Origin of the sequence: Vallitalea pronyensis (genome assembly GCF_018141445.1) — a bacterium.
Lineage (GTDB): Bacteria > Bacillota > Clostridia > Lachnospirales > Vallitaleaceae > Vallitalea > Vallitalea pronyensis.
Map to the genome: position 1 here is coordinate 3,423,812 of NZ_CP058649.1, position 19,381 is coordinate 3,443,192.

20 protein-coding genes are annotated in these 19,381 nt (G+C 33.6%); 13 read left to right on the forward strand and 7 right to left on the reverse strand.

Going from position 1 to position 19,381, the window contains the following annotated elements; all coding sequences use genetic code 11:
• The first annotated feature begins 78 nt into the window (after nt 1–78).
• From HZI73_RS14460 to HZI73_RS14490, 7 genes are all read left to right on the forward strand, one after another.
• The gene (locus HZI73_RS14460; protein WP_212694096.1) at nt 79–1,446 is read left to right on the forward strand and encodes an S-layer homology domain-containing protein; all 1,368 of its coding nucleotides are present in this window, start codon (nt 79–81) and stop codon (nt 1,444–1,446) included.
• Nucleotides 1,447–1,608: 162 nt separating this feature from the next.
• Nucleotides 1,609–2,154 (forward strand): PadR family transcriptional regulator, encoded by a 546-nt coding sequence (locus HZI73_RS14465; RefSeq protein WP_212694097.1) that lies wholly within the window; start codon nt 1,609–1,611, stop codon nt 2,152–2,154.
• Complete coding sequence (locus HZI73_RS14470) at nt 2,147–3,028, forward strand: alpha/beta fold hydrolase (protein WP_212694098.1); 882 nt, start codon at nt 2,147–2,149, stop codon at nt 3,026–3,028. The genes HZI73_RS14465 and HZI73_RS14470 overlap by 8 nt, the downstream gene beginning before the upstream one ends.
• Before the next feature lie 370 nt (nt 3,029–3,398).
• Nucleotides 3,399–4,751 carry an AraC family transcriptional regulator gene (locus HZI73_RS14475; RefSeq protein WP_212694099.1) on the forward strand — a complete coding sequence of 451 codons (1,353 nt, stop codon included), beginning with the start codon at nt 3,399–3,401 and terminating at the stop codon, nt 4,749–4,751.
• Nucleotides 4,752–5,010: 259 nt separating this feature from the next.
• On the forward strand, nt 5,011–5,601 hold the full coding sequence (locus tag HZI73_RS14480; protein WP_212694100.1) for a TetR/AcrR family transcriptional regulator: 591 nt from the start codon (nt 5,011–5,013) through the stop codon (nt 5,599–5,601).
• Nucleotides 5,585–6,262: a hypothetical protein gene (locus tag HZI73_RS14485; RefSeq protein WP_212694101.1), complete on the forward strand. Its 678-nt coding sequence runs from the start codon at nt 5,585–5,587 to the stop codon at nt 6,260–6,262. The genes HZI73_RS14480 and HZI73_RS14485 overlap by 17 nt, the downstream gene beginning before the upstream one ends.
• Nucleotides 6,263–6,320: 58 nt before the next feature.
• Complete coding sequence (locus HZI73_RS14490) at nt 6,321–6,833, forward strand: flavodoxin domain-containing protein (RefSeq protein WP_212694102.1); 513 nt, start codon at nt 6,321–6,323, stop codon at nt 6,831–6,833.
• 265 nt (nt 6,834–7,098) lie between these two features.
• Here the strand turns inward: HZI73_RS14490 and HZI73_RS14495 are convergent, their stop codons facing one another.
• On the reverse strand, nt 7,099–7,737 hold the full coding sequence (locus HZI73_RS14495; protein ID WP_212694103.1) for a type 1 glutamine amidotransferase family protein: 639 nt from the start codon (nt 7,735–7,737) through the stop codon (nt 7,099–7,101).
• A 184-nt stretch (nt 7,738–7,921) separates the two neighbouring features.
• On the opposite strand from HZI73_RS14495, the gene HZI73_RS14500 reads away from it, so the two are divergent.
• The 3 genes from HZI73_RS14500 to HZI73_RS14510 all read left to right on the forward strand — a co-directional run bounded on the left by HZI73_RS14500 (nt 7,922) and on the right by HZI73_RS14510 (nt 10,620).
• The gene (locus tag HZI73_RS14500; protein ID WP_212694104.1) at nt 7,922–8,854 is read left to right on the forward strand and encodes a helix-turn-helix transcriptional regulator; all 933 of its coding nucleotides are present in this window, start codon (nt 7,922–7,924) and stop codon (nt 8,852–8,854) included.
• Nucleotides 8,844–9,053 carry a hypothetical protein gene (locus HZI73_RS14505; protein ID WP_212694105.1) on the forward strand — a complete coding sequence of 70 codons (210 nt, stop codon included), beginning with the start codon at nt 8,844–8,846 and terminating at the stop codon, nt 9,051–9,053. The genes HZI73_RS14500 and HZI73_RS14505 overlap by 11 nt, the downstream gene beginning before the upstream one ends.
• A gap of 82 nt (nt 9,054–9,135) precedes the next feature.
• On the forward strand, nt 9,136–10,620 hold the full coding sequence (locus HZI73_RS14510; RefSeq protein WP_212694106.1) for a DUF4489 domain-containing protein: 1,485 nt from the start codon (nt 9,136–9,138) through the stop codon (nt 10,618–10,620).
• 415 nt (nt 10,621–11,035) lie between these two features.
• Here HZI73_RS14510 and HZI73_RS14515 read toward each other — a convergent pair whose 3' ends face one another.
• Entirely contained in the window at nt 11,036–12,466 is a 1,431-nt protein-coding gene (locus HZI73_RS14515; protein ID WP_212694107.1) for a LysM peptidoglycan-binding domain-containing protein, read from the reverse strand.
• Nucleotides 12,467–12,664: 198 nt separating this feature from the next.
• On the opposite strand from HZI73_RS14515, the gene HZI73_RS14520 reads away from it, so the two are divergent.
• Both HZI73_RS14520 and HZI73_RS14525 read left to right on the forward strand, forming a co-directional pair.
• On the forward strand, nt 12,665–13,390 hold the full coding sequence (locus HZI73_RS14520) for a tRNA lysidine(34) synthetase (RefSeq protein WP_212694108.1): 726 nt from the start codon (nt 12,665–12,667) through the stop codon (nt 13,388–13,390).
• A gap of 62 nt (nt 13,391–13,452) precedes the next feature.
• Complete coding sequence (locus HZI73_RS14525) at nt 13,453–14,517, forward strand: tyrosine-type recombinase/integrase (protein ID WP_456300854.1); 1,065 nt, start codon at nt 13,453–13,455, stop codon at nt 14,515–14,517.
• Nucleotides 14,518–14,534: 17 nt separating this feature from the next.
• On the opposite strand, the gene yneA is transcribed toward HZI73_RS14525, so the two are convergent.
• Nucleotides 14,535–14,831, reverse strand: a complete 297-nt coding sequence (yneA, locus tag HZI73_RS14530) for a cell division suppressor protein YneA (protein WP_212694110.1) — start codon at nt 14,829–14,831, stop codon at nt 14,535–14,537.
• A 207-nt stretch (nt 14,832–15,038) separates the two neighbouring features.
• Between yneA and lexA the strand changes: the two genes are divergently transcribed.
• Nucleotides 15,039–15,650, forward strand: a complete 612-nt coding sequence (lexA, locus tag HZI73_RS14535; RefSeq protein ID WP_212694111.1) for a transcriptional repressor LexA — start codon at nt 15,039–15,041, stop codon at nt 15,648–15,650.
• A gap of 219 nt (nt 15,651–15,869) precedes the next feature.
• Here the strand turns inward: lexA and rsfS are convergent, their stop codons facing one another.
• From rsfS to HZI73_RS14555, 4 genes are all read right to left on the reverse strand, one after another.
• The gene (gene rsfS / locus HZI73_RS14540; protein ID WP_212698814.1) at nt 15,870–16,226 is read right to left on the reverse strand and encodes a ribosome silencing factor; all 357 of its coding nucleotides are present in this window, start codon (nt 16,224–16,226) and stop codon (nt 15,870–15,872) included.
• A gap of 89 nt (nt 16,227–16,315) precedes the next feature.
• On the reverse strand, nt 16,316–16,903 hold the full coding sequence (gene yqeK / locus HZI73_RS14545) for a bis(5'-nucleosyl)-tetraphosphatase (symmetrical) YqeK (RefSeq protein WP_246552173.1): 588 nt from the start codon (nt 16,901–16,903) through the stop codon (nt 16,316–16,318).
• A gap of 11 nt (nt 16,904–16,914) precedes the next feature.
• Nucleotides 16,915–17,541, reverse strand: coding sequence for a nicotinate-nucleotide adenylyltransferase (gene nadD, locus HZI73_RS14550; RefSeq protein WP_212694112.1), 627 nt, complete (start codon nt 17,539–17,541; stop codon nt 16,915–16,917).
• A 69-nt stretch (nt 17,542–17,610) separates the two neighbouring features.
• The gene (locus tag HZI73_RS14555) at nt 17,611–19,326 is read right to left on the reverse strand and encodes a thermonuclease family protein (protein WP_212694113.1); all 1,716 of its coding nucleotides are present in this window, start codon (nt 19,324–19,326) and stop codon (nt 17,611–17,613) included.
• Between the last annotated feature and the right edge of the window lie 55 nt (nt 19,327–19,381).

Here is a 19,381-nt window from a genome sequence, read left to right on the forward strand (position 1 = left end):
GAAGGGACTATGGTGTTTCATCATGTTCCATGTCGATATTAGATATAGCACGCATTTTAAGCAAAAGAGGAGGAATATATGAATAAACTAAAAAGGTGTTTAGGTTTGCTTGTTATGGTGACATTAGCATTCTCTTTTTTCTCGATGTATAGTGTTGCTCAGGAAGATCAAACGGATAAACAAGGGTTACAATTTAAGGACCTACCAAAAGAACATTGGGCATATGAAGATATCATGAAAATGGTAAACCGCGGCATTATCGGCGGATACACAGATGGTAACTTTAAACCTTCCAAAGAAGTAACGCGATCAGAATTCGCAAAAATGATGGTATTAACACTTGATTTAACCTTGGTAAATACCAAAGAACCATCTTTTGAAGATGTAGCAACGAAAGATTGGGCGTATCCTTATGTAGAAACAGCAAAGCATTATTTAACAGGTTTTAGGACGTCAACTGGCGACTATTTTAAGCCAAATCACGTTGCAGTACGTGAGGATATGGCGGTTGCACTAGTAAAGGCACTAGAACTAGAGGTAAACGATTCAAGCTTAGGTATTCTAAATGAATACAAGGATAAAGACGATATTTCACCTAATCTAGAAGAGCATGTAGCAACCATTATTCAACACAAAATTATGGTAGGAAACAGTGAAAAATTCTTTTATCCACAAGGTCATTTAACAAGAGCTCAAGCGGCATCATTACTTTCTCGACTAGTGAGTGAAGATAACGTTGATGATGAAGAAAAGGTTACCTATGATGATCAGGAAACACCATCTCCTTCTGATTACCTAACGCCTAACGTTAAGGGGGAGGTTACAGATGCAGGTATTCGTCTAGAGTGGAATAAAGTGAAGGAAGAGGGATTTAAGTATTATAAGGTCGTTGTATCTAAGCACGATTCAAATCCCAAATACCCAGAGAACGGTTACTTAGTTTATATTAGTGATATAAACAGAACCAGTCATTTTGTATCCCCATATGATACATACAATAAAGGGGATGTTGGTGGACGTATTGAGCCAGAAGAAACTTACTATTTTAGTATTACAGCTGTTTATAAAGATAATAAAACGTATGGTAATGCCATTCAATTAACCATGCCAGCCGCAATGGGTGATGAAGATTATACCACAAAAATCCAAGGCAATGTGACAGATCAAGGCGTTAATTTACAATGGAATGAAGCAAAAAAAGAAGGATTCAAATATTATAAAGTCGTCATTGCAAAACATGATGCAACGCCTATTTATCCTGATAATGGTTATATGTTTTGTTACTCAAATAGAGGTAAGACTTCAGCCCTCATAACGACGCATAACAAATATCATCATGGTGATTTCGGAAACTATCTACAACCAGGAGAGTCTTATTATTTCAGTATTACAACGGTTTATACCCATGGAAAATATGCAAGTAATGTCATTAGGTTGACGTATTGATTGTCAAATAGTTTTTGAAAAACTTAAGCAAACAAAAAACATGTTTTTATATGTTTATTGTTTGCTTTTTTATGCTATAAAGGGTCCAAAGAAAAAAATAGTTGATTATAGTATTAACATATGGTACTATTAACATATGTTAATACTAAATGAGGTGATAAAATGTCAATTAACTATGCTATATTAGGCTTGTTATCCTGGAAAAACTTTACGGGATATGAAATAAAGAAATATATTAAAGAATCGGATTTGATGTATTGGTCAGGAAATAATAATCAAATATACAAGGCGTTTGTTAAATTATTAGAAGAAGGTTATGTATCAAATATAGTTGAGCATCAAGACGGTTCACCTTCAAAGAAAATTTATTCCATTACTGAAAAAGGAAAAGAACATCTTAAAGAATGGCTTCTTTCTGACAATGAATTTATTGAAATGAAAAATAATTTTTTAATACAGTTTGCTTGGATGGATATATTATCATATGAAGAATTGGATAAACAGCTTGAAAAATATGAAGATAATATAAAAACCAATATTATGATGTACGAAGAAAAGCAGAGAAGGGGTATCAGGGAACCGAAAAGAAGTAAACGAGAAAAAGTTTTATGGGATCGGATATCAGAAAATATCCTTTCTTCTTATAAGAACCAACTTAAATGGGTGAAAAAAACAAGAAATGAATTGAGGTTATTAAATAATGAGTAAAGGTATATTTAAATCAGAAAATAAAAAAAGAGAAATAATTAATTTTTATAATAAAATATTAAAAAGGTGGCCTGTTAATTATGAAGAGATAACAATAAATACAAAATATGGAGATACACATATACTGTTAAGCGGTAATAAAGATAATCCACCATTGGTATTGATACATGGTTCTGCATCTAATTCAGCTATGTGGATAGGCGATATAGAAAATTATGTAAAGTATTTTAGAGTTTATATGATTGATATTCCTGGAGAACCAGGTAAAAGTCAGGAATTAAGGTTTGATATAGAGACATCAGAATCAGCAAAGTGGTTAGATAACATAATATCTGAATTAAATATAAAAATGTTTTGCTTAGGTGGTATTTCCTTCGGAGGATGGATAGCAGTGGATTACTCAGTTAAGAATCCTGGTAAAGTAGAAAAGTTATTTTTATTATGTCCTGCAGGAATAGGAAAGCAAAAAACGAAGTATATACCTTATTTAGTCTTTATGGCATTATTGGGACAATATGGATCAAAAAAAGTTTTGGAAAAAATTTGTTATGGTGAAGAAATTGATCAAGAGGCCCTTTATTTTAATCATCTAATTTCAAAAGGATTTAATCCTCGAATGAAGAAATTTCCAATATTTGAAGATAAGCAATTAAGAAGTTTAACAATGAAAACATGTTTGATTCTGGGTAAAAAAGATATAGTGTTTGATTCAGAAGATACGTTAAAAAGAGCAATAAATAATATTCCAAACCTAAATTATGAAATGCTTCTAGATAAGGGGCATGGATTAATCAACAAAAGTAAGCAGATTATAGATTTTTTGTTGGATGAAGCATATAGTGAACAATGCGAAAAGGAGGCAATTATTAAGTAGTGTTATAGTTCTTATACTTTCATTTGAGCAATGTCATTGAGGAAATTGTATTTAAAATAGTTAGAGCAACTGAAATTACAATAGTATTCAGTTGCCTTTTTTTGTTATATTTTAAGAGCTTGTAAATTACACAAAGGAATAAAGAAATAAATTTCCTAATGCTTATTGGTACTAAATTATTTTTTTACTGGTAAAACCATAATCTGAGCGATAATTAAATCATAAATTGCAAATTATGATTAGCCAGTTAAAAAGTGATGGGGGTTAAATTTCAAATATAACTTTGAAGTTTTGGAAAAAAAGTCGGTTGTTCATAAAAAAAATATGTTACGATATATTCATCTTAAGATGTAAAGGGAGTGCACTTTCTATGAACTATTACGAACGAATTCAAAAATCTATTGATTATATTGAAGATAACCTTGAGAATAAGATTAATTTAGATCTAGTAGTAAACCAAGCATATATGTCAAAGTCAAATTATTATAGGATGTTTTTTGCTCTAATAGGCTATTCAGTAAAGGCGTATATTAGACAAAGAAGGGTGAGTCTTGCAAGCATAGAATTAGTGCATAATAATATGAATATTATTGATATTGCTATAAAATATGATTTTAGTAGTGGAGATGCTTTCTCAAGAGCTTTTAAAAAAATCACTGGATTTTTACCAAGTGAGTTCAAAAAAACTAAGAAGAATTATAGTTTTGAAAGGGTGAATATAATGGATAAATATTTTGAAGTCCAAGATAAAGCATTACTTGAAAAGTATCCTGATATAAAAGTATTAAAAGAGATCAAACCAATGAAAGTAGCATATTACTGCTATTATGGGAAAAACCCGGAGGAGAATGCATTTTTGGTCATTAAGGAATGGTTAAAGAAAAGTGATTTTAATAATACTAAACAAGATTTTAGGATATTTGGATTTAATAATCCAAGTCCATCTAACCCCCAACAAGAGGAATATGGATATGAGGTATGTGTAACCATTGACGAGGAATTTATTGTTAAAGACGAAAATATAAAATCAAAAGTTTTAGATGGTGGTCTTTATGCAGTTATAGGAATAAGACCGGATAAAAACGGGGAATTGGGTAACGAAATAATGAGGGCATGGAAACGTTTTGGAGAGTGGTTAAAAGACAGTAAATATAGATATGGTGGATATCAATGGCTTGAAGAACATTTAGGTTTTGATAAGAACTATAATCATATAGGTGGCATAGATTTATACATGCCAATCATAAAAAAAGATACCATAGACATAACAAAAACTTATGAACATATCCAGCCAATGTGGACAGCTTCTTATAAAGTAGAGGGTAGAGATGCTACTGAAAAAGCAAGAAAATATTTTTTAAAATGGGCAGATGCTGAAGGTCTCTTTAATAACAGTTACAAACATAAATTTTTTGCTTATTATAATCATGAAAGAATGGGAGAAAAAGATTTCTTTTATAAAATACATGTATCAATACCTAGAGAATTTAAAACAGATGATCCAAATATAAAGCTTGAAGAGTTTAAAGGTGGATATTATGCTGTTATGAAATCAAAATTTAAATATAATGGAGCCTCTTGGGGCGAATTTATTGATTGGGTATCTAAAAGTAAAGAATTTTGTTTTGGTGACTACTGGTTTTTTGAGGAATATAAAATAAACGAACCACGCATTAGAATGGAAACAGATATGATTTTGTATATGCCAATAAAACCAAAGTGAAAAACATATAATATAGCCAACAGGGGGCATAAAACACCCCTGTTTTTATATGTAAAAATAAATATGCTAATAGAAGACGTCACGTCTATGCTAGTACCAATGTACAAGACTATGATGGTTATAGTAATAGTGTGATAGCAGAAAATTGATGAGACAGGTGTTAAGTAACATTGACAAGTTGACAATTCTGTACTAAACTATAATTAAACAATGTTTAAAACATGTTTAAATCAAATATGTCTGATTTAGGAGTGACTTGATGGATATAAAAGCAAATGTAAAAGACCAGATACTTAATGCCGTAATAGAATTGATTGATGAAGTGGATTTAATCGAAAGAATAACATCTCGGAAGATAGCAGAGAAGGCCGGAGTCAACCTGGCACTGATAAATTATTACTATCAGTCAAAAGACAACTTGATAAATCAAGCAGTCAGCTACAAGATGGAATTGATTACTCGTCAAATGAGCAATGCATATAGTGATGTTGATTCACCATACCAACAACTGATTGGACTCTTATTGTCGTCAGCTGATCTGAGCTTTAAGTACAATAAGTTTTTTAAAGTTGCAGTTGAAACAGAAATGAGAAATGGCTACAGGAACTCATTAGACTTAGTCATGCCACTTCTCAAGGAAATATTCAATAATACTGATAAGGAGGAGTTAAGGATAATTGCCATGCAACTTATGATACCATTTCATCAAATAATCATGTATCCTGACTTGTACAGCAAATATTTAGAAACAGATTTCTTTGATAAGAGCAAGCGTGACGATACCATAATCAAAATGATGCAAAAGGCACTAGGTAAGAAGGAGAATGAGACAGTTGGTAGAACTAAATAAGAATAAGAGAGAAAAGAACAACTATTACAATAAAGCTATAAGGATTACAGTATCGGTTTTCGGCGTAATACTTAGTTTGAGCGGTATCGTCCATGGTTTATTTGAAGTTCTTCAAGGCAATGTCAAAACTGAAAGCCTGATGATCCATGCCATAGGCGAATCGCATAAATTCTGGGCATATGGTAACGAGCCTGCTTTGACTATTATTCCTAACTTTCTTATAACAGGATTGGCTGCTATATCAATCAGCATCATCATCATCATATGGTCAATAAAATTCATGGACAAGAAGAGTAGTGCCCATGTTTTCCTATTGCTGTTTATCATTTTGCTGCTTGTCGGTGGTGGCGTAGGTCAAGCTGTATTCTTTACTTTAATTTGGGGATTCGCAACTAGAATAAGTAAACCTTTGAATTGGTGGAATAAAGTGCTCCGAAATAGCTTAAAAGAAGTGCTATCAAAGTTTTGGAGGATTCTACTTATCATAAGTTCATTTCTAGTATTATTCGCTCTAGAAATCGCAGTGTTCGGCTATGTGCCTGGCATTACAAATCCGGATACTGTTTCTCTAGTTATGCTGAGCAGTTTAGGGTGTGGTCTCATATTTCTTATAGCAACGTTCATATCAGGTATTTCCCATGATCTAGTAAACAGGAAGTAGTATTTGAAATTATAAGTTTGATGTAAGCCAATACGAACATATTATTAGGAGGAAGATTATGGATAGAAAAGCGCTTATTGCATATGCTTCTAAGCATGGATCCACAAGAGAGATTGCTGAAAGAATACGATCTTTACTGAAAGAAAAAGGTGTTATATTTAATATTGCGTCCATTGAAAACGTAAAAAAAATATCAGACTACTCTGATGTGATTCTAGGGAGCGCCTTGTATATCGGAAGATGGGATAAACGCATGGTTAAGTTTGTAAAGAAGAATCAGGAACAATTACATGGTAAGAGGGTTTGGTTTTTTTCGAGTGGACCTACTGAAATAAATGAACTCCCTGAGGATATGAATGCAAAACATATGTCCTCTTCTATAAAAGAAATAATAAACTTCATTAGTCCGGTGGATATGGCTTGCTTCCCAGGATGCATTGATATCGAAAAACTCAGTATATTTGAGAAATGGATTGTAAACAAGGTCGATGCACCCATTGGGGATTATAGGGATTGGACATGTATTGAGACATGGGCTGATAACATTTCAAAAGAACTGAACATTAAATAGTACGCCTGAGTCAATTGCAAACCTGCAATAAAACTCAAGCAGATTCTTCTAAATCAAAGATTGCTTGTAAAGTGTAAATACTTTGTCAGTTATTTAAAGTAATGCTAGATTATTATGGTGGCGAACTTAATACGTCTCAGTACTCTGTTTTTAAAAAAAAACGGAGGTTTTAATTGTTATTTCAAAACCTCCGTTAGGCTACTTTATTTTGTTTGGCGCATGGCTATCTTGCCACTGTCCCTGTTCTGTTTATGACAAAGGTGGATTAGTTTTCTTTGGTAGATAGCAAAGTTTGCATGAGGGCAAAGAAATGTTGAGGCTCACCGGTACTAAAATATTCATACCAAGATTCCAGTGTGTTTGATTGAAAAACACCTAAATGCTCAATAATTTGTTTAGCCCATAACAAAGCTCCGGTGGAACTTGCAGTAATTAGGTTGTTATCTGCTACAGATGGTTTGTCTATATAAAAACTTTGCCCTTTATAACCAGGAGAAACCATTTCAAGAAATCCCGGTCCATTACTGGTATGTGGACGCTTATCCAATAGCCCAAAGTTGGCAAGCGCAGCGGTAGCTCCACAGATTGCACACACCGAAGCGCCTAAAGAGAGATATTCGCTTGCTTTTTCAATGATAGCGACATGCTTTGGGTCGTTCCATGTATCTGCACCCGGTAATAGCAACATGCTTGTTTCACTCACAACAATATCATCAATTAAGCAATTGGGTGCTATTGCCATCCCACCCATTGTATTAATTTGCTCTTTAGAATAACTAACCGTTTTGAGTGATACAGGTTGCTGGCCCTTTTTGAAAAATCGACCAGAATTCAGCTCCGAAATAACATACCCCAGCTCCCAATCGGCTAAATTATCAAGAACGTAAACATAGATTGTAAACATAAATTTCCTCCATTTTCATTGTATTTCGCCACCTCTATAATGTTCTGTACTTTAAAGATGTGATTAGGTAACAAGTCATTTAAACTAATGATTTTACTTTTTTATTGTACCATGTAATTGTTGACACCAGTATGGCCATAATCTATAATAATTAAAAGTAATTTTAAAAAAAGGTGGTTGTCAGATGAAAATTGACAGGCTTGTTAGCATTATTATGATACTCCTTGAAAAAGAGCGGATAGGCGCACAGGAGTTAGCAGATATGTTTGAAGTTTCACCCCGCACAATCTACCGTGACATAGACACTATCAACATGGCAGGTATTCCTGTTTGTTCTGTACCGGGAGTAGGCGGTGGCTTTGAAATCATGCAGAAATACAAGATTGATAAAAAATTTTTCTCTACTGCAGACCTTTCCGCTATCCTGATGGGGCTTTCCAATCTTTCTACTATGATACGAGGGGATGAACTGGTAAACGCCCTTGCAAAAGTTAAGAGTTTTATCCCAGCCGACAGAGCAAACGATATTGAATTAAAAGTAAATCAGATTTACATAGATTTAAGTCCGTGGATGGGCAACAGGAACATACAACCATATTTAGAAATTATCAAAATAGCTTTACACGAAAGCAAGCTACTTTCGTTTGATTATGCAGACCGCTATGGAAACAAAACTGCACGAACAGCTGAGCCATATCAGCTTGTATTGAAAAATAGCGACTGGTATTGGCATGGGTATTGCCTTAAAAGAAATGATTTTCGCTTATTCAAAATATCTCGCATATCAAACCTACAAATACAAGAGGAATTTTTTACGCCACGAGATTATCAAAAACCACAGTTAGATTTTGCTGATATTTTGGCAACTATGCAAACAAAAATCAAAATTCGCATTCATAAATCTATCATGGATAGGGTACTTGATTTTTGCGCTTATGAATACTTTTCGCCTGACGACAATGAGCATTACATTGTTAGTTTTCCTTTCATAGAGAATGATTACTACTACAATATTCTTTTCAGTTTTGGGAATAAATGCGAGTGTTTAGAGCCGTTACATGTCCGCACAGAAATAAAGCGTAGAATACATGATATAGCTACCTTATATGAAAACTAGAATTGTTCCACTTTGGTACAAAGAAAAAGTTTCTGCATTTATTAATGTAGAACTCTTTTTTAAATTTGTGTATTCCTATGATATAACCCACACATGTGGAGACAGTGACGGTACTATAGTAGGTGGTGTAATAGGACAACAGTTAGAAAGCCTGTTAAATGGGCTTGAAAATTGTTGTCCTATTTTTCCTAACAACTAATAACAATGCTGCATAATATATAATGAGAAAATAGAGTATGTCTATGTTTTGCTATAAATATTGATATAGGAGGTTAAAATTAGTGGACAACAAAAAAGATTATCAAGACTGTGCATCTTGCCAATCAGATAGAGAATTTGCTAAGTGCAAACCGAAGCACCCAAACCCCCAAAATATACTACTAGAATGTGGGGAGGGGACGGGAAGTAGAACCTTTACATCCTCAGATGATGCATCATTTCAAATAGCCCATGTTACGATTGATGCAACTTGTTTAACGCGACCTAAAGTACTAATTAAGTTTTCTAGTCTTGTTAGGAGCGAAATTATAGGAACTGGAATCGTTAGATTACAATACGAATTATTTAGAGTTTGTGGTAGTAGTGACCCTTTATCACTAGGAATTTGGATGTTTGAGACAAATGTAAATTTTACTGAATCTTTGGAAGAATCTTTTGGCTTTGTATTCTGTGATGCTTCGAATTTTACAGATTACTGCGATTATTTTGTTGCTGTAACACCAATTGAAATAACAGGTGAAAATACAGCCACAGTTAGTCATGGACAGATCGCTGTATTAGCTCAAAACTTATGTGGCTCTTTAAAGAATGAAAGTAAAAACTTGAAAAATATAATCTTAGCCTGTGGACAAGGAAATGCAATTGCATTTTTAGGAACTTCAATTCCACCACCAGTCAGTATTGCTAACATAAGTATGGATACAACATGTCTAAGTAAAGCTAATGTTCTAATTGAATATTCAAGTAGTATTCAAATTGGGACAGCATCACAGACTGTACTGCAATTTGAGTTGTTTAGAATATGTGGTGATAAGACTCCCTTATCTCTTGGGATATGGACATTTGAAAGAACTGGTAGTAATGTACAAAGAATGACCACATTCAATTTTATATACTGTGATTCTAATGTCCCTTCAAGCTGCTGCGAGTATTTTGTTAATGTAAGTCTAATACAACAGAGTATAGCATTCTTAGATGAAGGAGTTATAATAGATAATGTTAAAATGACTGGAATTGCGCAGTCTTCATGTGGTTGTTTTTCATACAATGAATATGGCACACTTGATAAAAAAAATGACAGTATCGTCTTCAATCAAAAGCCTAAAGAAAGTTTACTTGAATGTGGTAGTGGGACTGGAATGAGGACATTTACGTCATTAAGTGAGCCAACCTTTCAATTAGCCCAAGTTACAATAGATACCACAAACTTATGTAAGCCTAAAGTTAATATTGAATTTTCAAGCATCATAACAATTGATGGTGGCATATTATTCCAAACCATTAATCAATTAAGATATGAATTGATTAGAATATGTAATAATAGAGAACCCATATCAATAGGTGTTTGGTCAATTGATATAATTGATAATTTTAATGATAATCAAGTCATCAATAAGTTAACGAATACATTTGATTTTAGTTATTGTGACTGTATTACATGTCCTGGTTGCTGTGATTATATAGTGACCGTTACACCTATCGTAATACAACAAGTTACAATTACAGTTAGTGATGGAAGAATAGCTGCATTAGCTCAAGAAATGTAACCAGCATAAAGGATTTACCTTTAAACATATAGATAATTAATCAAAGAAGTAAAAGCTAGTTACATACCAATATTTATATACGTTATTTGGCCTGAGCAACGTATTAGGCCTTAGGATTACGAGATACCCTAAAATTCACTTCATTATTATTTGTTATTATATATACCAACAATAAGTATTTTGAGGGGAATGTGGTATTTACTAACTATTGTCTCTTAGACTCCTACTAAACACAGGAGACATCATTTTTGTTTTGCGGTTTTTTTCCATAGATAGTTGCAATTTAAACTATGCGCAAAACACAACTTTAACGAAAAGTTAGTAGTAATTTAAGTTATGAATTAATAAAACCACTGAATTTTATTCATTAAGGCTCATAACCTTCAATAAAATCCAGTGGCAATTACTCCTATTACTATAACTGATTATTTGGTAGCAATTTTTCAATCATAAAATTATCTTTTAATAAAGCCCAATTTTGTGGAAATGGATAACCCAAGGCCCAATAACTGATTCCTCTTAAATTATAATCTTTAACTGCATCAAATTTTGCCTGAGCACTTCTAGCGTCTTCAAACCAAACTTCATGTTGTCGGCCTTGCTCATCTGTATAGTTAAAATATGGTGAATCAGTGACTTCATCATATTGTATAACGGTACCATATTTTACGGCTCTTGCTATGGCTTCCTGGACACTAAAGGTCTCAGCTTCTTGCCCTTGCTTATGCGGAAGTAACCAATCACGTGCATACAATTGGAACCCAAAGAAGATTTTATCTCTTGGTATAACGGTCACGGCATAATCAAGGACCCTTTTAATTTGATTGAGTGGTGAAATAGCTTGCGGTGGCCCTTTTCGCCATCCCCATTCATAGGTCATAAGTACAACAAAGTCAAGAATTTTGCCGTGAGCTTCATAGTCATGGGCTTCGTACAATAATCCTGGTTGATCTGCACTCACTTTTGGTGCTAATGCACTTGAAACAAAATAGCCTTCCTCATGTACGCGATCAACGGCAAGTTGAAGGAACTGATTATAGCCTTCACGGTCAGCTGGAAGTACATTTTCAAAATCAATGTTTAATCCTAAATAATTTTTGTCCTTCATAATATTGAGGATGTTTGTCAATAATGTTTCCTGTAACTCTGGGCTATTAAGAATAACACTTGCAAGATTTTCACCTTTTTCAGTTGAGGTGAAATTGGTAATGGACATCATGGGAACAACATCTTCAGCATAGCTTGTTTCAATTGCTGGAGTATCATTTATAGGCTGTAGCGTACCATCTTCCCTAATTAAGTACGCAAATGGGCTTAAATAAGTTAAATATGGACCATCTTCTCTAACAATGGGTATGGCCATATCGCCTAACATATAAATGTATCCATTGACTTCAATAACGGGTCTATTATTCCTAGGAATAACTAATACAGTACCTGGGTATATAAGATTTGGGTTTTGAATATCATTGACTTGTAATAAATTTTCTAATGATACACCATATTTTTCAGCAATTTGCCACAGGGTTTCTCCTGTTTGCACACGATGCTGTCGTGCAGGAATATAGAGTCTAAGACCTGGATAAATATTATCAGGATTAGCAATTGTATTGGCATCTACAATCTCTTGAATAGTCGTACCATATTCTCTAGCAATAAGCCACAAGGTTTCCCCTGCCTTTACTGTATGGAAAATCCCTTCTGTTGGGATCACTAATGACTGGCCAATGACTAATTGATTAGGATATTCTAAGCCGTTTATATCGACTATTTTTCCTATGGGTACACCATAATTAGTGCTAATTTGCCATAGCGTATCTCCTGATTTTACCTCATGAATAATCATGGAAAAATCCTCCCTTTTTCCTTTCTACTAATAAGTTATGTAGGATGTTAGGAGGTGTGACTTAATTTTACATACCATTCCTTTGCAATATCCTAGCACCTATATTATAATAAATAGATATACAGATGATGCTTATTACTTATGGAGGTTCTGTATGAGAGTCATTAAGAAAATAACATGAGAAAGGTTTATCAATAAATGAAATTACAACAACTACTTAGTTATACTCGAAAAGCTGTAGATACGTATCATATGATTGATGAAGGTGACAAAATTGCTATTGGTGTTTCAGGAGGAAAAGATAGTTTAGCACTGATGTATGCACTAAAAGGTTTACAGCGGTTTTACCCTAAGAAGTTTGAAATTGAAGCTATTACCGTTGCCTTGGGATTTGAAGCCTTTGATTTAAGTAAAGTAATTGATTTGTGTAAAGAACTGGATATCCATTATACAGTTGTTCATACAGATATTGCTGAAATCATCTTTGAAGAAAGAAAAGAAAAAAATCCATGCTCACTTTGTTCCAAAATGCGTAAGGGTGCATTAAATGAAAAGGCCGTTGAACTGGGGTGTAATAAAATAGCCCTTGGGCATCATAAGGAAGATATCGTTGAAACTATGATGATGTCACTTTTTTTTGAAGGCAGATTTTATACATTCTCACCTGTGACATACTTAGACCGGATGGAATTATACGCTATTCGACCACTGATGTTTGTATCAGAAAAAGATGTTATTGGTTTCAAGAACAAATACCATCTACCAGTTGTTAAAAGCCCATGTCCAGCTGATGGTCATACAAAACGTGAATATATGAAAAATTTACTTGCAGATTTGGAACGGGATAACCCAGGTTTATCACAGCGTTTATACCGTGCCATAGAAGGGTCACAGATAAAAGGCTGGACCACTGATACATGTTAGGTTAGATATTAAATTAGATGTATAGGTCATATTAACTGACTAATTGAGGTGTTTTACACATGATAAAAAATAACGATTACCATGAACAACAAAATATTAAAAATGCCGTTTTACTGAGGGATATTATGTACTCTCTCCCCTCCTTTACCTATGCATTTTTTAGGGGAATAGAACAAACAACATCATCTAAAACCCGCATTGCATATGCCTATGATTTAAGATTATTTTTTGAATTTATTCTAGATCATCATCAACACTTAAGGGAAAAAGATATGACAACTTTAGTTGTGAAAGATTTAGAGTTGGTAACACCAGATGATGTTGAAATGTATTTAGAGTATCTGAGTTATTATCAAAAAAAAGATAAAAACGGTATGGTCATTGAACATAAAAATACGGAAAGAGGTAAATCACGAAAATTAGCAAGTCTTCGCTCTTTTTATACCTATTTTTATAAGAAACAAAAGATCATCAATAACCCTGCTCTCTTGGTTAACCTACCTAAAATCCATGAAAAGCATATTACTCGATTAGAAATTGACGAAGTGGCTCGGTTATTAGATGAAGTCGAATCAGGACATAACCTGACAGACGCTCAAAAGAAATACCATAGCCGAACGAAAGAAAGAGATTTAGCCATCATGACACTTTTGCTTGGTACGGGCATTCGTGTATCAGAATGTGTGGGTCTTAATATAGAGGATATTGATTTTAATGTAGATGGTATTCGTATTGTACGAAAAGGCGGCAATGAAGTGATTATTTACTTTGGTGAGGAAGTTGAAGAAGCTTTATTGAACTATTTAGAAAAACGTAACGGAATAAGTGCCATAGAAGGACATGACGAAGCTCTCTTTTTATCCTTACAGAATAAACGACTAAGTGTGCGTTCTGTCCAAAATTTAGTCAAAAAATACGCTAAACTTGTTACCCAGTTAAAGAATATTTCCCCACACAAATTACGCAGTACCTATGGTACAAATCTCTATCGTGAAACGGGTGATATCTATTTAGTTGCGGATGTATTAGGTCATAAGGATGTTAATACGACGAAAAAGCATTATGCTCAGCTAGAAGATGAACGACGACGAAAGGCTGCGAAGATAATTCGACTAAGAAAAGATTAATATTATGTCATGAATAGTTATTCAACAATGGGAAGAATAAGAGAATCCCCTGCTAGTATTGTATCATTATTAAGATTATTAATGTGCTTCACTTCGGTTATATAATCTGTAATGGAATAATACGCTTCATTCATGTGCTCTTTTGAAATATCCCATAAAGTATCATAAGACTCAATGGTAATGGTCACATAGGATTTACGTGGTTTTTCATCCAAACCTTTTGCATAAGTAAAACCAAAAAATAAACTGCAACTCATTAATAAGATGAAACAAAAACCCATAAGCATTATAAATGATTTTTTATTGTGTAACATACTCATCACTCCCGAACGTTTGTTTGGTTTTATTATAATCAAACAAACGTTCGGTGTCAAGATATAATCGAACATTTGTTTGATTTTTTTAGTTTTATATGCTATAATTGTTAATAAATGTATCAAAGAATGTATCTGATTTATGCTTCTTTAGATAATTATACTTAACTGTTAATGTCATATAAAAAATATAGAGGTGATTAGGTTATGAATCATGATTTAAGTGAAAAGCAATTAAAAATCCTTAATTTTATAAAAAACGAAATTTTAGACAAAGGTTATCCACCAGCCGTTCGTGAAATTTGTGATGCGGTGGGTCTAAAATCAACATCGACTGTTCATGGGCATTTAGAACGTCTTGAGAAGAAAGGTTATATCCGTCGAGATCCAAGTAAACCAAGAGCCATTGAAATTACAGATGAGACCTTTATGCCATCTCAAAAAGAAATGGTGAGTGTACCCATTATCGGTAAAGTAGCTGCTGGTGAACCTCTATTAGCTGTTGAAAATATTGATGATTACTTCCCTATCCCTATGGACTATATGCCTAATCAACAATCTTTTATGTTACGTGTGCAAGGCGATAGTATGATTGATGCGGGTATTTTTAATGAAGACCTTATTTTAGTACAGCAACAACAACATGCAAAGGACAAGGACATTGTTGTTGCGTTACTGGACGATTCTGTGACAGTAAAGCGCTTTTTTAAAGAGTCAAATCATATCCGATTACAACCTGAAAATAGTGGTATGAATCCTATTATTGTCGATGATGTCACTATTTTAGGCAAAGTTATTGGCCTCTTTAGACAATTTTAATCAAAGGTATTGAATCTAATAACATTATATATAGAATGAAGACTACATATTGTATTTAGAAACACGCGTTGTCTAAGTTCAATAAAAGAAAGCCGAGAATCATCGTATTTAAGTTATACGAAAATATCCTTGGCTTTTTTATATGAATATTAAAATTCGGCTATATTGTTATGTGAAGTACTTAACAAAAATATTCAAATTATAGAATGGTACATGATACTATTGGATTAAAGATTGTACATCCATTTCTTTACCATCACTCCAGATTCGTTCAAGATCGTAGAATAAACGATCTTCTTTACTAAATATATGGATGATGATGCTGCCATAATCAAGTAATATCCAACTTGCTGAACGATAACCTTCCACTTGCTTTGGTTCATAACCATTTCGTGATAGCATTTCTTCAACCCGGTCAATGAGTGCTTGTATATGATTCTTATTATTACCATGAGCAATTACAAAATAATCAGCCAAAACACTAATTTCTTGAATATCTAGTACCTTTATATCTTCAGCTTGTTTATCATCCAATGATGCCAAAGCTATTTTTAACATGTCCATGGATTGTTCCATATGATCTGCCATACAATACCTCCTAATAAATTTCAATTACAATAGATTGTTTTTTAATAGAACTTGTTTTATGATTAACTATTACTTCTTTAACGTGTATCATCCTTAGTATAATATGCATATGCTTCTATGGTTATGGGGTTTATATACTTATCTTGTTTTTTTAAATACCTAATGGTATCTTTCATAATATACCGTAGTGCATCATCTAGATTTTCCTTTGCAACGGCTCTTATTTTTGGTAGATTTGGTGCTTTATCCCGTCCAGGTTCAATGTAATCCGCAATATAAATGATTTTCTCCAGTAGAGACATACCTGGTCTACCTGTGGTGTGATAAGCAATTGCACAAAGGACATCATCATCTTCAATACGATATATTTTTTTGGCTACAATTGCACCAACCTCAGCATGAACAAGGTCAGGATTACGTTGAGATGCCTTGGTTAAGGATACACCATAGGATTTACATATAGCCAGAGCCTTTTTATGTGCCATATCTTTGGCACAGTCATGTAACAGGGCTGCTATTTGAGCTTTATATACATTAGCGCCATGTTGTCTAGCTAATTCAATGGCGGTCACTTCAACGCCTAAAGTATGTGTGTACCGTGAGGCTTTCAAAGATGTCTGTAAAGCTTTTCTAATGGCTATAATCGCCTCAGTGTTCATATTCATTATAATCGCCTCTATTTGTATAGTCCTTGTTCTAATATATAGGCTTCCACATTCGCTGGCAGCAGATATTTAATGGACTGATTGTTTCTAACACGATTTCTAATTTCGGTTGATGAAATTTGAATATCGGGTATGGATACCAGAGAAATCTGACTTGCATACTTTTGATTAAGCTTTTGTATCTGTGCCTGCAAATCAGTCTTTGAATAAGTTCCACCACGATTTGTTACAGCAAAATCACATATTTTAAACAGCTGCTCACTATTCTTCCATCTTTCTAGGTCAAATAATGAATCAGCACCCATTATAAAATAAAAACGTGTATTAGGATGTGATTGTTTCAGTGTTGCCATGGTATCCACTGTATAGGTATTACCTACACGATCTAATTCCATTGTGGAGACTATAAATTTGTCATTACCTGCTATACCTCGTTTTGTCATTTCTAATCGGTGTTTTTTCTCCGTTACATGGGATTTTAAATAAGGGGTACCTGAAGGCATGAAGATGACCTTATCCAGTTTCATATCTGTGGCCACATATTCCGCTAGAATTAAATGGCCATAGTGAATAGGATCAAAAGTACCACCCATTATACCTACTTTTTGATTGGTTACATGTTGTTGTGTATCCATCATTATCTGTCAGTCCTTATAATGATCCATCTGTATGATGGACATCTTATACATTATATCGTGATTAACACTTTAGTAAAAAACAATATAATCAATAATTTTCGTATACATACTGGTTTTCTTGTGTTCCTTAAATATGTCTTGGAGTTCTTCTTTAGCATTAAATGGCTGATCTTCTCTAAATTCTATTATATCATCAATGATCACTTTTGGGAGCTTTTCATATTGATATTTTGAATCTTTCCAGACTCTTGCTTCAATGTGTTCTAATTCATATCTGGTTGCTTTATTGATATTTGTATAGAGCGTAAAAGAATCTGCATAGTAATCATAGTCAAATTTTATCTTAGCACTTGATGAATAGCGTATATTACTAGCCAGATACTTTTCTCGGTCTTCACTGGTCATTCCAAGAATAGTTGCAGCTGAATCTTTATCAGCAAGATTAATGTTGATATACTCCGTGGCTTTTTCATCCACGTAGATATAAGGTTTAATTAAATTATAGTAACGATAACCAATTTTGTGTTTAATATTTGATATATCATAGTATGGACGATTATCCATAATTACTTTAGCAAACTCTTCCATTTTATGATCATTCATATCGATAAATCCGAATAATGATTCTAATTCATTTAAACCTGCTGAGTTAATATCTGTGTAGAATGTAATGTTATCGCTATTAGCTGCTACACCATAGTTACTTAACAGATTATTCTTCTCCAACTGACCAAATGATTTAATAATGAATGATTGGTCGTTTCGTTCTTTGATGATATCATTTACGCGACTATGTGTAAAAAAACATGTCCGGATGATTTGATTCATAGAAGCGGTATTAATGTTAATGGCTTTGACCTCTTCAGTTGGTATATACGTATCTGTATTGTAAAGAGCAACATAAGGCTCAATGGTTGAGTAATGTTGTTTCAAGCTTGGTATATTTTTCACTTCATACAGTGAATCTAGTTGATTAAACAAACGGTATTGAAGAAAATCTGTTGCCTGCTCTTCGCCAACAGTCATATCACCAAATAATGAGCGAATTTCTTCAAATGATGCATCATTGAGGTTCGTTACAACGCTTATCTTATAGCGGTTCTTATCAAACCAGGCTTTCGTAAAATCTTCACCTGCGTATTTTACCTCTTCTACATGATTGAATGCATTATATTTTCGATAACGAGTAAGGGCATTAGCCATGGCATACGTTGTATCCTCAAGTATTTCCGTCAATTCCGTAGCAGTAGCCGTATTGACATTAATACCTATCTCTGATTGGGTTTCCGGTTTATGCCATACACCTGTTTCCTCTTTTTTTCCTCTTAACTCAGCAGCCATTAAGTCATCATATTGCTCAGAAGTCTCAAACTTGGTATTCACTGTTGCAAAACCATTCTCCAGCAATTCCTCCCCTACTGATTCTTTGCTAGAAATGTAAACATGGCGATACAGCCAACCGTTAAGAGGCTCAAAACTTGCTTCATGGTCATCTGGTAACAGCATAACTCGTTTTCCTAATAAACGTTTATAGGTATACATATAAGCCTCTTGAGATGAATCGGTTTCAATACCTACCATTCTTATCAGTTCAACTTTACCATTTCCTTCACTGTCATAGGCAATGACTTTTATAGCCTCTCCAGATATAACTTCTAATACTCTAGCCAATGTGATGTCTTGATCCTCATATAAAACGGCTCTAGCATAACTGTTTGTTGTGAATAAGCTTAAGGTTAACACACACGCCATTACGAGATGTATGCTATTTAATGATTTTTTCATATAATCCCCCATTTCATCTTTTACAATACGACCTTCATGATACTTTAAAATACCT